This window comes from Variibacter gotjawalensis (assembly GCF_002355335.1).
Lineage (GTDB): Bacteria > Pseudomonadota > Alphaproteobacteria > Rhizobiales > Xanthobacteraceae > Variibacter > Variibacter gotjawalensis.
Window position 1 is genome coordinate 4,051,616 of sequence record NZ_AP014946.1, and the last position, 14,384, is coordinate 4,065,999.

A 14,384-nucleotide genomic window follows, 5' to 3' on the forward strand; every position below is an offset into this window, starting at 1 on the left:
GATGAGCGAGATCCAGCGAATCCCGCATGCGAGCCACTGGGGCGCCTACACGCTCCTCGTGCGCGATGGAAAGATCGTCGGCACCGAAGCTTTCGCCGGCGACCCCGCCCCTTCCCCGATCATTCATTCGGTGAAGGATTGGGCCGACCCGACGCATCGCATCAAACAGCCGATGGTGCGCAGGAGCTGGCTCGACAATCGCGAGACGAGCCGCGGCGAAGATCGCGGCCGCGAAGAATTCGTGCCGGTCTCGTGGGACAAGGCGCTCGATCTCACCGCTTCAGAAATCAACCGCGTGCGCCGCGATCACGGCAACGCATCGATCTATGCCGGCTCCTATGGCTGGACAAGCGCAGGGCGTATCCACCACGCGGCCTCGCTCTTGAAGCGCATGATGAATCTCGTCGGCGGATACACCGGTCATGTCGACACCTATTCGATCGCGGCCGGTCCCGTGATCCTGCGTCACGTCCTCGGCAGCGACGATGCGTGCAGCGGACGCGCCAACACGCTCGACACGATCGCGGAACACACCGAGACGCTCGTCGTCTTCGGCGCGCTCGCACCCCGCACTGCGCAGATCGAGTCCGGCGGTCTCGGCCGCCACACACTCGAACTGCACTTGAAGAAACTCACCGAGCGCGGCGTGAAGATCGTGCTCGTCTCGCCGCTGCGCGATGACTTGCCCGAGTGGGTGAACTTCGAGTGGATGCCGATCCGCCCGAATACGGATGCGGCGCTGATGCTTGCGCTCGCCGGCGAAATCGTCGCGGCCGGCAAGCATGACCGCGATTTCCTCGAACGCTGCTGCAGCGGCGTCGACGTGCTGCTCGATCATCTCGCGGGCAAAGGCGACGGCATCGTGAAGAACGCGGCCTGGGGCGAGAGCATCACGGGCGTTCCAGCCGAAGCCATCCGCGCGCTCGCCAAACGCCTGCCGGACACACGCAGCATGCTGACGGTGAGCTGGTCACTGCAGCGCGCGCACCACGGCGAGCAACCGTTCTGGGCTGCGCTCGCGCTGGCGTCGATCGCCGGACATATCGGCTTGCCGGGCGGCGGTGTCGGCTATGGCTACGGATCGCTTGGCGGCGTCGGCGCACCGATCGGCGTCGCGAAATCACCCGCCATGCCGCAAGGCGGCAAGCCGAACCCGGACTTCATCCCGGTCGCGCGCATCGCAGATCTGCTGCTCAATCCCGGCGATACGTTCACGTATCAGGGCCGCAGCTACAAATATCCGGACACGAAGCTCGTCTACTGGGCGGGCGGCAATCCGTATCATCACCACCAGGATCTCAATCGTCTGCGGCGCGCCTGGGCGAAGCCCGAAACGATAATCGTGCAGGACCCGATGTGGACCGCGACGGCGCGGCGCGCCGACATCGTGCTGCCCGCCTCGACGTCGATCGAACGCAACGACATCGCGGGCGCCCGGCGCACGACGCATATCATGGCGATGCACAAGGCGATCGCGCCGGTCGGCGAAGCGCGATCCGATTTCGATATCTTCTCGGCGTTGGCGGAGCGCCTGGGCGTCGGCGAGCCCTTCACGGAAGGCCTCGACGAGATGGCGTGGATTCGCCGCGTCTACAACGACACGCGCGAAGACGCACGGCTGCGGCATCAGCATGTGATGCCGGACTTCGAAACGTTCTGGCGCGAAGGCATCGCGGAAGTGCCGGTGCGTGAAGACGTGACCTACCTCGCCGACTTCCGTGAGAATCCCGAAGCGCATCCGCTTGGCACCGAGAGCCGCAAGATCGTGCTCGGCTCGAAGACGCTAGCGAAGCTCGGCTACGACGATTGTTTGGCGCATCCCGCATTCATCCCGCCGGCCGAATGGCTTGGCGACGAGCGCGCGAAGGAGATGCTGCATCTCGTCTCGCATCAGCCGCTCGGCAAGCTGCACAGCCAGCTCGATTCGTCCGAATACAGCCAATCGACGAAGCGCAACGGCCGCGAACAGGTCCGCATCCATCCGGACGATGCCGAGGCGCGTGACATTCGCGACGGCGATGCGGTGCGGCTATGGAACGCGCGCGGGCAATGCCTCGCAACCGCGCAGGTGACCGACTCGGTGCGCTCCGGCGTTGCGATCCTGCCGACGGGGTCTTGGTACGCGCCGGCCGACGAAAGCGACAACGCGCTCGAACTCTCCGGCAATCCGAACGTGCTGACGCTCGATGTCGGCACCTCGAAATTCGGCCAAGGCTGCGCGGCGCATACGTGCCTCGTCGCGATCGAGCCTTATCGCGAGCTCAACGTCGCCTGAACTCTTCGGCGACGCTTTTGATCGCCGCACTATCGTGACGCGATAGTATGGCAATCGCGTCGTCGCGGAATTCGGCCGGCGCCTGGCTGAGCGATTTGCGCAACCAGTCGACCGCTTCGTCGAATTTCCCGTCTGCCGCCAAGAATCGCGCGAGATGGAATTGTCCACGAAAGCAGCGACCATTGGCGGCGCGCGCGTACCAACGCCGGGCCGCAGCGAGCTTCACACGACCGAGCCAGCCCTCCTCGCAGAAGCGACCGAGCATATTCATCGCCTTGGCGTTGCCGTGACGCGCCGAAGCGACGAACAACGACAACGCGCGCCGCATGTCGCGTGGCACGCCATCACCAGCAACGAGCAGCATACCGAGATTATACTGCGCCCAATCGCTGCCCGCATGAGCTGCGCGCTCGAAATACGTCACAGCCATCGAAGCATCACGCGCAGTGCCCCAGCCGTTCTCGTAACAACGGCCGACCATGTTGATCGCTTCGGTATCGTCGGCCTCCGCCGCGATCTTGAACCAGCGCAGCGCCCGCTCCGGATCGCGCGGCACGCCGTGGCCATCGAGGAGCATCTGTCCGAAATTTACGATGGCGGAGGGCGAGCCGCTGTGTGCCGCCGCCTCGACCCACAACGCCGCCTGATCCGGTGACTCTGCGACCTTCGCGGCGAGAGCTTCCGGCGTTTGCCGGATCAGCGTCCAATATGACGGTAGCTCTTCTCGCATGTTAGTTCTTTTGCTTGAGCATGATCTTGTCCGAAAACCGGCCACCACTTTTCGGGATCATGCTCTACAGCTCCGCCCAGCGGCGCAGCAGATTGTGATAGTGGCTCGTCAGCGCAACAACAGAATGCTCCCTGTCGTCCAGCTTCGAGCGAATGTCGATGATCGCCTGATCGAGGTCGTACATCAGCGTGCGCTTGCCGTCGTCCTTGATCATCGACTGCGTCCAGAAGAACGACGACCAGCGGCTGCCGCGCGTGATCGGCGTCACGTGATGCAGGCTCGTCGACGGATAGACGATCATGTCGCCGACCGGCAGCTTCACGCTGTGATTACCGTAAGTGTCTTCGACGATCAGCTCGCCGCCGTCGTACTCGTCGGGCGCAGTGAGAAACAGCGTCGTCGACACGTCGGCGCGAATGCGTTGCCCGTTGTGCGGCATAGCGCGGATCGCGCCGTCGACATGCGCATGAAACGTCATGCCGGCATCGTAGCGATTGAACAGCGGTGGCAGAACGCGCAGCGGCAGAGCCGCCGAGTTGAACGTCGCGTTGCGGCCGAGCGCGCGCAGAATGATGTCGCCGGCTTCCATGCCGGCCTGCGAGCCTTCAGGTATCTGCAAATTGAACTTGGCCATCGCGGCCTGTTCGCCGGCAGTCTCGCGTCCGTCCACCCACTCGCTGGCTTCGAGAATGCCGCGCACGCGCGCGACCTCGTCGGCAGTCAGAACATTCGGCACATGGACGAGCATCGAAACGCCTTTACGCAAAATCCCGCGACGCGCTGTCGCCGGCAATACTTCGAAGAGTAAATCCCGGCGGGTCGCCCCGCCGGGATTGTGACGACGCCTGGAGGTTCACTGCGGTGGCGTCACGTTGTCCTCATCGGCGCGTGGCGCTTACCAGCGAGCCGCGCCTGTGATCATCACGGTGCGGCCCGCACCCGGGATCGCGCGCGTTGCCTGGAACGTGTCGTAGTTCACATTGTCCGTGAGGTTGTAGGCGTTGATCGCGACGCGGTACTTGTCCCACTCGTAGGCAAGCATCATGTCGAGCGAGAACGACTGCGGCACCAACGCGTTGTTGGCGCTCGATGTGTAGACTTCACCGCGATAGAAGATACCCGCGCCGTATGTCAGCTTGCCGCGGCCCGTGTCGATCAGCGACGACAGGTTATACGTCGTCCACAGCGAGGCGTTGTTGAAGGCAACGCCCTGGATGCGGTTGCCGACGACCGACGGAGCCGCTGCTGTCACGGCTGCGGTTTGCGCGGTGACGCGGCCATCCATGTACGAGTAGGCGAACAGGACGTTCCAGTCCTTGGTGAGTTGACCCGTCAGGCCGAGCTCGACGCCGCGCACGCGCTGCGTTTCACCGGTTGCGAGCGAGTCGCCCGTCGTCGGATCGGTGAAGCGTGCGTTGTTCTTCTCGACTTGGAAGAGCGCGGTCGTGAAGCCGAGCTTATTGTCGAACAGGCTGAGCTTGTAGCCGACCTCGTAGGTCTTGTTCTTTTCCGGCTCGAGGTTCGGTGTCGCAGCGTTGAGAACGTTCTGCGACGAGTTGGTGATCAGCTGACCGGCCGGCGTCGCCGACTCCGCGTAGTTCGCGTAGAAGATCTGGTTCTTCCAGGGTTCGTAGATCAGGCTGATACGCGGTGTCGTGAAGCTCGTCGACTGCGACAGGCTCGTCACGGTGTTCACGACCGGCGTGCCGGCTTGTGTGCGCTGGAAGCTATCGATCGAGAGATGATCCCAGCGAACGCCGGCGAGGATCGAGAACTGCTCGGTCAGCCACATGCGGTCGCCGACGAACACGCCGACGTCGGTGCCGGAAGCCGAACGCGTGTTGTTCGGGTTCGGCACGAACGAGTAAGCGCCATTGCTCGCGAAGATCGGTGTACGGATCGGCTGGTTCGCCTTCGTGCCGACGACAGAATAGAGCTGGCGATCGTTCTGCGCGTAGAAGACGTCGAGGCCGAGAACTGCTTCGTGACGGAACCCGGCGACATTGAACTTACCGTTCAACGTGGTCAGGTTCTGGATCGCGAGCGACTTGTCGTCGTAGGTTGGATTGCCGCCGCCGTTGGCGACGAGCGGCGCATTGCTGCCGGCGAAGAACTGCCCAGCGCACGTCGCCGCGCCGTTGCCGCCTGGGTTCGCCGTTCCGCTCGCCGTGACAGCGCCGTTACAGCCCGGGATCGTCGTCGAGAAGCTGCGCTCGAAGTAGGAAAGGCGCGAGTCGTTCGTGATCGTGAGCCACGGAGCGATCTCGTGCTTCAGCTTCGACGTCAGCATGTGCGCATCGCTGATGTCTTTGTCGGTGTCCTTGCCGTAGAAAATGTCACGCGGCAGACCGAGTTCGGTGACGGGACGCGCCGGGTTCGCCTTGCTCGGCACGAAGTCCGTGCCGTTGCCGCGCGACACCATCGGCACGCCTGATTCCGGCATGCGGTCGTTGTGCTGATAGAAATAGTTGAGGTGCCAACTCGTGTTGGTGCCGAGGCCCGTACCGTACGAAATCGCAGCGCCGGCGCGATCCGAGAACACGTGATTGCGGCCGACGACATCCTGACTGTTGATCATGCCGGTGACGCGCAAAGCCTGCGTCGCGCTGAGCTGCTGGTTGACGTCGAACGTGCCGCGCCCCCAGAAACCTTGGCCAAGAACGCCGCCGACTTCGTAAACGTTGCCGAGCTTCGCCTGCTTGCTCTGAATATTGATCGCACCGCCCGTGGTGCCCATGCCGAAGCCTTCCGACGACGGGCCCTTGAACACCTGAATCTGCTCGACGTTGAACGCATCGCGAACGTAGACGCCGAAATCGCGCAGACCGTCGACATAGACGTCGCCTTTTGCGTCGAAACCGCGGATGCGGAACTGGTCGCCGTTGAGGCCACCGCCGCCCTCACCGGCCGCGCTGGTGACACCCGGCACGTTGCGCAGCGCTTGATCGATTGTCGTGATCTGCTGCTCGCGAATCGTCTGCTCGGAGACGACGTTCACGGTCTGCGGCGTTTCCTGAATGGTGCGCGGCATGCGCGCGAGGCCGGTGCCTGCCGTCAGCGTGTTCGGCGACGACGAAGGCGTACCGAACGTGCCGCCTTGCGGCTGCACCGGAGCGGATGCGGCAACCGGCGCCGGAGCTCGGCGCGGCTGCGCAGCCCGGCGCACCGGACGCGGCTGCGGCGTTGCGCGGCGAACGCGCGGCGCCTGCACCTGCACGGTCGGCAGCGAGCTTGCGCCGGATTGGTTCTGAGCCTGCTGCTGTTGCGCCTGCGCGGCATCCGCGCCGAACATGATCGACGCGATGCCGACTGCGGCCGTGCCGAGCGTGCGCGGTGCGCATGCCTCATTCAGCCATGACGGAATGTCTCCGCCCGGTCCCGCATACTTCTGCGATGCGAAGTGCTCGCTCGATTGAGTCATTGATGACGCCCCGTCGTTTAATCGCGCAACTAACGCGCGAACTCAGCCCAAAGAGGCGGTACCACGACGCAACTTTCGCGAGCAACTATCACGACGAATACTTGGCGATATTTGGAGTCCACTGTGGCTAATAGAATTATTCTACACGCCGTCGTGATATTTTACTTATTCTAATGAAGAAGACTGCGCTTCACTCTTGTTCGAGCGCGGCAAATCTCGACGTAGCAGCTTCGCGAATATCACCTTCGCGCCAGATCATTGACGCTGCGACGCCCGTCTGTTCCGCCAACGCTAATCCGGTGTCCGGACCCAGCACAGTCAATGCAGTCGCCCACGCGTCGGCGACCATACATTCGTCGCCCACAACCGTGACGGAGACAACGCCGTTGCGCACAGGCCAGCCGTCGCGTGGATCGATCGTGTGCGAATAGCGGGCGTCGTCGCGATCGAAATAGCGCTGCGCTTCACCAGACGTCGCGACCGAAAGCCCATGCAGCGCGACGACGGTCTCGCGCGCGGCACCCGGCGTTTCCAACGTCACCCACCATGGCGTGGCGTCCGGCTTCATGCCGGAGCCGCGCAACTCGCCGCCGACTTCGACGAGATAATCGATGAGGCCGATGCTCTCGAGCAATCGCGCGATCTGATCGACCGCAAAGCCTTTCGCAATGGATGAAAGGTCGAGCGTGATGCCGCCCGGCTGATACGCGGTGTGCGTTTTCGTATCGAGCCGAAGCTTCTCGTATCCGCAGCGCGTCAGCGCATCCGCAATCGCCTCCGCGGACGGCGGGCGCTCGTTCACCTGCGGTGGACCAAAACCCCAGAGATTGACGAGATGGCCGGCGGTCGGATCGTAAGCGCCGCCAGTTTTGACAGCCAAAGCCTGCGCGAAACTCAACACCTTGAAGAAATCACGCGGAATCGTCTGCCAGCGATCGGCTTCGCAGTCGTTGAAGCGGGTGATGTTTGAGTCGGCCCGCCACGGACTCATCTGCACGTCGACGATATCGAGTTCGATCTCGATCGCCTTGCTCAGCTTCGTTGTATCGGCTCCGTCGGGCGCGACGATCTTGACGGACCATGTCGTGCCCATCGTCGCGCCGCCGAGCGCGTGAACGATGACCGCATCGGAATGACGCGGGCGCATCGCGATGCGCTCTGGGATTAACACGCGCCGAGAACCGGCGGCGTGCGTTGGTGTCTCGCAGCTCACGTCGGCAGGATTCACTCCGGAAGAACTTCGACCGTCGTCGTGTAGCTGGCGCGGCGCTCCGCATTCGGCACGGTCGCTTTCTGATCGCGGACTGTGGCGTTGACCCAATACATGCCGGGGGCCGTCCATTTCACGGTGACGATGCCTTCGTCGTCGGTCTTCAGATTCACTTCGTTGAGCTTGTCGCGATAGCGGATGCCGCCCTGAATAACAGCAACCTCAACCCCCTTGGCCGGCTCGCCATCGAGCAGCAGTTTGAACTTCGCGGTCTCGCCCGAGACAAGATTGTTCGGATGCGTCACGGCAACGAGTTCGAGGCCCTGCTTCGTCGGCTCCAGCGCCTTTTCGCTCGGCTTGCCTGAAGTGACAAAGATTTCGACGCGGCTCTGCGACTGCGTCACCTTCACGTCGGTCGCCGCCGACGGGATTTCCGACAGGCGCTCCTTCGTTCCGCGCCAGCGCTTGCGCTCGCCGTTGAGCTGATACTGCGCGAACAGACCCTCGTTGACGACCGCCATCTTGTATGTGCCGGGCTGCGTCAGCTGAACGTCGAATGTGCTGCGATATTTGCCCGTATTTGCGTTCTGCGGCGCGACTGACGTCCCGTCCGGCGCGAAGATCTTGAGATTATCGAGCCGCATTGGATTGTGCTCGAAATAGAACAGATCGTTCGAGATGGCGGCATCGACCGTGACCCAGTTGTCCTTACCGGACAGCACAGTGGCGGACGGATAGAGCCACGCACGATGCGCTTCCGCGCTCATCGGCAACGCAATGGCGGCGAACATAAGATAGGCGGCGAAACGCGACTTGAGTTTCATGGCGCTCTCCTGGTTTTCAGACTTACGGCTTGATGCTCAACGTGACGGTTCCGAGCTCGTGCGAGCCATCGGCCTTGAGACTCTGTGCGGCCGCCGGCGGCCACTGGAACGGCAGGCGCAACAATTCGCGTCCACCGACTTCACGCGCCGCTTCGACGACGAGCTCGTATTGACCAGGCGCGATCTTACCGGCTTGCTCGGAGAAATTCACGTCGTGCTGGCCCGGCGCGCGCGTCGCGCTCGAAAGCCCGTCCGTCGGCATCGTTAGCTCGCGGCCCGTGCGGCGCCACCACTGACGCATGTCTTTGAGCCACTTTGTGCCTTCGTTCTGCTTCTGCTTGACGTCGTACCACACCGCCAGATTGGTGATCTTGTCGCCGCTTTCGAGCCAAATCGCGACATACGGCCGGTGATACTCCGCAACATTGAGACGCGGGATCGCGACCGAGAGGTTCATCTCGGCTGCCGACAAAGACGTCACCACCAAAGGCGCAGTCAGAGCAGTCATCCCGATGGTGAAGCTTGAACGCATTCTTGTCCTCATAGATGGATGAAAACGATAACGAGAAGCAGCGGGATGACGAAGCCGAGCGCCACGGTCGGCCACGTCATCGGCCGTGTGCGGCCATGCATCTGCAGCAGGAACAGTCCCGTCACGCAGAAGACGACGCAGCCAAGCGCGAAGATGTCGAGAAACAGTGTCCAAGCGAGACCGGTGTGGCGGCCTTTGTGGAGATCGTTGAAATACGAGATCCAGCCGCGCGACGTGACTTCGTAAGTGATCGCGCCTTCGTTCCTCGCGATGCTGAGCCACGCGTCGCCCCCGGGACGCGGCAGCGCGACGTAGATTTCGCGATCCGACCATTCGGCCTCACGGCCCGCGACATTCGCGCCGACAGTCTTCGCGATCCATTGGCTCACGTCTGCCGGCAGCGGCTGCTTCTTCTCGCCGCCCTGCGCTGTCAGTTGGTGACGCAGCTCGGCCGGCAACGTTGCTTCCTGCGAAGCGACTTTCGGCCGCGCTTCGATCATCGCTGCGTGATTGAGCGTCACGCCCGTGATCGCAAACAACAGCATGCCTATGAGAGAGAGCGCGGCGCTGATCCAATGCCAGCGATGGAGATGAAACAGCCAGAAGGCGCGCACGGTCGGGAACTTGCGCGCGCCCGTCCGCCGGGGCCGCGCTTGCGCCGCTTCCAAAGCCTTCGTCTGTGTCGGGTTGTGCACCGCTCGCTATCCTTGCGGCGGACTAACACCACTTCGAATGCTCGCTCGCAACTAAATAATTGTTCAACGACAGTAGTTTAGAATTATTGTTATGAGCGAATACTGTTCTATTCGCCGCCGAGATAGGCCGACCGCACTTTCGGATCGGCCATCAGATCGTCGCCGCTGCCGCGCCGGACGATGCGGCCGATTTCAAGCAGATAAGCGTGGTCGCACAGTTCCAACGCGGCGAATGCATTCTGCTCGACCAGCAAGACCGTGGTCCCCGCATCGTTGATCCGGCGGATGATCGAGAGCGTCTGCTCGACGATCGTCGGCGCGAGCCCGAGTGACGGCTCGTCGAACACCATCAGCTTCGGCCGTGACATCATTGCGCGGCCGATCGCCAGCATCTGCTGCTCGCCGCCCGACAGAGTGCCCGCAGCCTGAGATCGACGCTCCTTCAGCCGCGGAAAGTCTGTGTAGACGCGGTCCATGTCGTCGCGCACGGCAGCGGAATCGCTGCGCAGGTATGCGCCGATCATCAGATTTTCGGCGACCGTCATGTAAGGGAAAACGCGCCGACCTTCCGGACAGTGCGCAATACCGCGCGAGATGATCCGCGCCGGATCAGTTCCGCCAATATCTTCGCCACAGAAGCGGATTGAGCCGGCTTTCGGTTTCACGAGCCCGGAGATCGCGCGCAGCGTCGTCGACTTGCCGGCGCCGTTCGCACCAATCAGCGCAACGAGCTCGCCTTCGCCAATGTCCAGCGTGATGCCGCGCAGCGCCGTGACGGGACCATACGCACATTCGAGGTCGCGAATCTCAAGCATGCGACCGCTCCAATTCGCGCGCGCCGCTCTTACCGAGATACGCTTCGATAACGGCCGGATTAGCCCTGATTTCGGCCGGCGGTCCGTCGGCGATCAAACGCCCATGATTGAGCACGACGATGCGATCAGAAACGCTCATCACCATCGGCATATCGTGCTCGACGAGAAGGATCGTGACACCGCTATCGCGGACGCGTTTGACGAGGCGCGCGAAATTCGCCGTCTCGGTGGGGTTCATTCCAGAAACCGGTTCGTCGAGTAGCAGCATGCTGGGCTCGGTCGCAAGAGCGAGCGCAACGCCAACGAGGCGCTGTTCGCCATACGACATTGCGCCCGCTCGCTCGTCCGCTCGCGACGTCAACCCGACTGAATCGAGAATCGCGTAGGCCTTTTCGCGGCGCTTGGCTTCGGCTTTACGCTCACGCGGCAGATTGAACCATCCGTCTATCAAGCGCGCATTCTCCGCGTCGCCATGCAGCGCGATCAGAACGTTGTCGAGCACCGTATCGTCCGCGAAAACGCTGGTGCGCTGGAACGTTCGCGCGAGACCGAGCCGGTTGATTTCGTGCGGCGACAGGCCTTTCAAGCTCGTGCCGCGAAATTTCACTTCGCCTTGTGTCGGACGTAGAAACCCCGTCACGACGTTGAACGCCGTCGTCTTGCCGGCGCCATTCGGCCCGATGAGGCTAAGGATCTCGCCTTCCTTGACGTCGAAATGCAGATCCGCGATCGCAACGAGACCGCCGAAACGCACTCCGACATGCTCGACCGAGAGAACGCTCATGACCGAGCCTCCGCTTCCTTAGCAACCACGGCGCTCCGCCGTTTGCGTGAGGCGAACCAGTCGTCGACATAGGGCGCAATGCCCCGCGGCATCAGGAATAGGATGAGGATCAGGATCGCACCGTAAACGATCCACTGCGCTTCCGGCGCCATGATGGGCCGCAAGATCACCGGCAGCGTTCCGAAGATGAGGCCGCCGATCACCGGGCCCGCGAGCGTGCCCTTCCCGCCCGACACCACCATGATCACCATCGTGACCGTGTAGGCGAACAGGAAGACATCCGGATCGATGATACGGAAGTAGTGCGCGTAAAGACTGCCGGCCGCCCCCGCGATGGCAGCCGAGACAGTCGCCGCGATCGTCAGTGTCCGCGTTGCGTTGACGCCGACCGAAAGCGCGAGAGGTTCATTCTCTTTCAGTCCCCGCATCGCGCGGCCGAAACGCGACGCAACCATGCGGGCAACGACGAGATAAGCGATCGTCGCAACGGCGAGCATGAGATAGTAGTTCTCGACCTTGGTGCGCAGCGTGATCTCACCAAGACCGGGAAAGCCAAGCCGCATATTCGGAATGTTGGTGAGCGCCAGCGGCCCCTGCGTCAGCTCGATCCAATTCAACGCGACGAGACGCACAACTTCAGCGAACGCGATGGTCACGATGACGAAATACGATCCACGCACGCGGAACGACAAGCGCCCGACAACGTAGCCGCAGAGACCGGCGACGATCACAGCGACGAAGAAACCAACAAGCGGCTGACCGCGGCCAACGACGATGCGGAAATCACCGAACAGGCCGATATCGAAGCCGAGCGTTGTCAGCGCGCTTGCGTAAGCGCCGATGCCGAAGAAAGCGATATGCCCGAGGCTAAGCTGTCCCGTATAGCCGAGCAGCAGATTGAGACTGATCGCACCGATCGTGAAGATGCCGCCCGCGATGAGCGCGTTCATCCAATACGGATCGTTCATGAAAAGCGGCAGAGCCAACAGAACGACAAGCAGAACAGGCGGAAAATAACGGCTCATCCGACGCGCTCCGCACGCGCGAAGAGACCCGTCGGCTTGGCAAGCAAGACCGCGATGATGATGATGAAGCCCATGGCATCGCGATACCCGGACGAGATGTAACCGGCACCGTATTCTTCCGCGAGCGCGAGAATGAATCCGCCGATCGTCGCGCCTGTGATCGAACCGAGACCGCCGAGGATCACGATCGCGAAGGCTTTCACGGCCGCAAGATCACCCATCTGCGGCGTCACGACATAGACAGGCCCAAGCAACGCACCGGCGGCGGCCGCGAGGCTTGAGCCGATCGCGAAGGTCGCCGTGTAGATGAGGCGTACGTTGATACCCATCAGCGCCGCCGTGTCGGAATCCTGGAAGGTCGCGCGCATCGCGCGGCCGAGTTTGGTGCCGTTGATGATCGCGTAGGTGCCGGCAATCAGCGCGAGCGCCGCAACGAACACGAAAATGCGCAGCCACGAAATCGACACTGGGCCGATCTGCAGAGGTGCTTCCGGGAACGGATTCGGGATCGACTTAGCGACGCCCGTGAAAGTCCACAACGTGCCGGATTGCAGAATGATGCCGGCGCCGATCATCACCAACATTGTCGTATCAATATCGGCACGGCGTAGCGGACGCAGCAACGTGAGTTCGATCAACGAACCGAGTACGAGGCCGGCCAAAATCGCGACCGGCAGCGCGAGGAAGAAATTGAGTCCGAGCGCCGCCGACGCGAGATACATCGCATAGGCGCCGAATGTGTAGAGCGCGCCATGCGTGAAGTTGACGACATTCATGATGCCGAAGATCAAAGTCAGCCCGATGCCGAGCAGCGCATAGGCGCCACCAAGCACCAGCGTATTGACGAGATGCTGGAGAACTTGATCCACGACAAACTCCGAGTCGAAAGAGAAGGCGGCGCCGCCGAAACGGCGCCGCGCGCGATTACAGCTTCACTTCGCTGACTTTGCCGTCAGAGATTTGGATCAGATAAACGCCGGGCTTGCTCTGCCCGCTCTCAGCGCCGGCCGGACCCTGCTTCGCAAAAGCAATCGGACCATTGAGGCCCGTGAGCTTCACATCCCAGAAGGCCTTCTGGATCGCCTTCGGATCGGCCTTGCCAGCCTTCTCGATCGCAGCCGCGATCGTGCGGATGCCGTCGTAGCCACGGAAGCTCTCGGTCGTGCCTGCGAAAGGATACCCGCGCTTCTTCCACTCTTCGAGGAAATAGGCGGTCGCCTTCGGATCCGGCGTCGCATCCGGCACCCACGGCAAGAAGGTCGTCAGATGCATCGTCTTGTCGGCGGCACCGCCGGCTTGTGCAATAATCTGATCCGGATTCTGCGAACCGCCCGTCGTGATGACGCGCTTCTTCACGCCCATCGCGGCCATCTGTTTGAAGATCAACGTCAGCTGATCGACCGCTGCCGTGATGATCAGCGTATCGGCATCCGTGCCTTTGATCTTCGCGAGCTGCGCACTCATGTCCTGCGCGGACGCATCCATTGTCTCGCTGAGGCCGACCGTGATGCCCTTCGCCTGCAGCATCTTGCCGAAGTCCGTCGCGGCGCCGCGGCCCCAGTCGTTGTTGATGACGAGGAAGTCGACTTTCTTGATGCCGATCTTGCCGACCATCGGCGCGAATTCTTCGGCTTCAAGTGCCGACGGCGGCGAGATACGGAAAACGAACGGATTACCCGACGTCGTGATCTTGCCGGACGAGGACGTCTCGACCAGCATCGGGACGCCGTATTCTTCCAGCTTCGGCATCACGGCAAGCGTGAGGCTCGAGCCCCAAGCGCCCATCATCACGGGTGTTTTGTCGCTGGTGATCAGCTTCTCGGCGACCGCGGCCGCTTCCGTCGGGTTCGATTTATTGTCTTCGATGATGAGCTGAATCTTCTTGCCGAGGATTCCGCCCTTCGCGTTAATTTCTTCAGCCGCGATCTTCGCGCCGTTGACGACGTAAGCGCCGGATGCCGCGAACGGCCCGGTGAGCGGTTGATTGACGCCGATCTTAATCGTCTCTTGCGCGGACGCAGTGCCGGCAAGGAGCGATATCATGATGGCAGCGACGGATGTCATGCGTAACAT

13 protein-coding genes are annotated in these 14,384 nt (G+C 62.2%); 1 reads left to right on the plus strand and 12 read right to left on the minus strand.

Annotated features, from left to right (window positions below):
- Window position 1 precedes the first annotated feature (1 nt).
- Complete coding sequence (locus GJW30_RS19860) at window positions 2-2,275, plus strand: molybdopterin-dependent oxidoreductase (protein ID WP_096358125.1); 2,274 nt, start codon at window positions 2-4, stop codon at window positions 2,273-2,275.
- Here the strand turns inward: GJW30_RS19860 and GJW30_RS19865 are convergent.
- The 12 genes from GJW30_RS19865 to GJW30_RS19920 all read right to left on the minus strand — a co-directional run bounded on the left by GJW30_RS19865 (window position 2,262) and on the right by GJW30_RS19920 (window position 14,384).
- Complete coding sequence (locus tag GJW30_RS19865; RefSeq protein WP_096358126.1) at window positions 2,262-3,005, minus strand: tetratricopeptide repeat protein; 744 nt, start codon at window positions 3,003-3,005, stop codon at window positions 2,262-2,264. The genes GJW30_RS19860 and GJW30_RS19865 overlap by 14 nt on opposite strands.
- A 64-nt stretch (window positions 3,006-3,069) precedes the next feature.
- Window positions 3,070-3,753, minus strand: a complete 684-nt coding sequence (locus GJW30_RS19870; protein WP_096358127.1) for a Fe2+-dependent dioxygenase — start codon at window positions 3,751-3,753, stop codon at window positions 3,070-3,072.
- A gap of 147 nt (window positions 3,754-3,900) precedes the next feature.
- Window positions 3,901-6,426 (minus strand): TonB-dependent receptor, encoded by a 2,526-nt coding sequence (locus GJW30_RS19875; protein ID WP_096358128.1) that lies wholly within the window; start codon window positions 6,424-6,426, stop codon window positions 3,901-3,903.
- A 190-nt stretch (window positions 6,427-6,616) separates the two neighbouring features.
- Entirely contained in the window at window positions 6,617-7,573 is a 957-nt protein-coding gene (locus GJW30_RS19880; RefSeq protein ID WP_096358129.1) for an FAD:protein FMN transferase, read from the minus strand.
- A 77-nt stretch (window positions 7,574-7,650) separates the two neighbouring features.
- Window positions 7,651-8,460 (minus strand): DUF4198 domain-containing protein, encoded by an 810-nt coding sequence (locus GJW30_RS19885; protein WP_096358130.1) that lies wholly within the window; start codon window positions 8,458-8,460, stop codon window positions 7,651-7,653.
- Between the two features lie 22 nt (window positions 8,461-8,482).
- Window positions 8,483-8,992, minus strand: coding sequence for a DUF2271 domain-containing protein (locus tag GJW30_RS19890; protein WP_096358131.1), 510 nt, complete (start codon window positions 8,990-8,992; stop codon window positions 8,483-8,485).
- An 8-nt stretch (window positions 8,993-9,000) separates the two neighbouring features.
- Complete coding sequence (locus tag GJW30_RS19895) at window positions 9,001-9,687, minus strand: PepSY-associated TM helix domain-containing protein (RefSeq protein WP_245408568.1); 687 nt, start codon at window positions 9,685-9,687, stop codon at window positions 9,001-9,003.
- A 107-nt stretch (window positions 9,688-9,794) separates the two neighbouring features.
- The gene (locus GJW30_RS19900) at window positions 9,795-10,502 is read right to left on the minus strand and encodes an ABC transporter ATP-binding protein (protein ID WP_096358132.1); all 708 of its coding nucleotides are present in this window, start codon (window positions 10,500-10,502) and stop codon (window positions 9,795-9,797) included.
- A complete protein-coding gene (locus GJW30_RS19905; protein WP_096358133.1) occupies window positions 10,495-11,286 on the minus strand; it encodes an ABC transporter ATP-binding protein in 792 nt (263 codons plus the stop codon). The genes GJW30_RS19900 and GJW30_RS19905 overlap by 8 nt, the downstream gene beginning before the upstream one ends.
- Window positions 11,283-12,311 carry a branched-chain amino acid ABC transporter permease gene (locus tag GJW30_RS19910; protein ID WP_096358134.1) on the minus strand — a complete coding sequence of 343 codons (1,029 nt, stop codon included), beginning with the start codon at window positions 12,309-12,311 and terminating at the stop codon, window positions 11,283-11,285. The genes GJW30_RS19905 and GJW30_RS19910 overlap by 4 nt, the downstream gene beginning before the upstream one ends.
- Window positions 12,308-13,180 (minus strand): branched-chain amino acid ABC transporter permease, encoded by an 873-nt coding sequence (locus GJW30_RS19915; protein ID WP_096358135.1) that lies wholly within the window; start codon window positions 13,178-13,180, stop codon window positions 12,308-12,310. Before GJW30_RS19915 ends, GJW30_RS19910 begins: the two co-directional genes overlap by 4 nt.
- 55 nt (window positions 13,181-13,235) lie before the next feature.
- Complete coding sequence (locus GJW30_RS19920; RefSeq protein WP_096358136.1) at window positions 13,236-14,384, minus strand: ABC transporter substrate-binding protein; 1,149 nt, start codon at window positions 14,382-14,384, stop codon at window positions 13,236-13,238.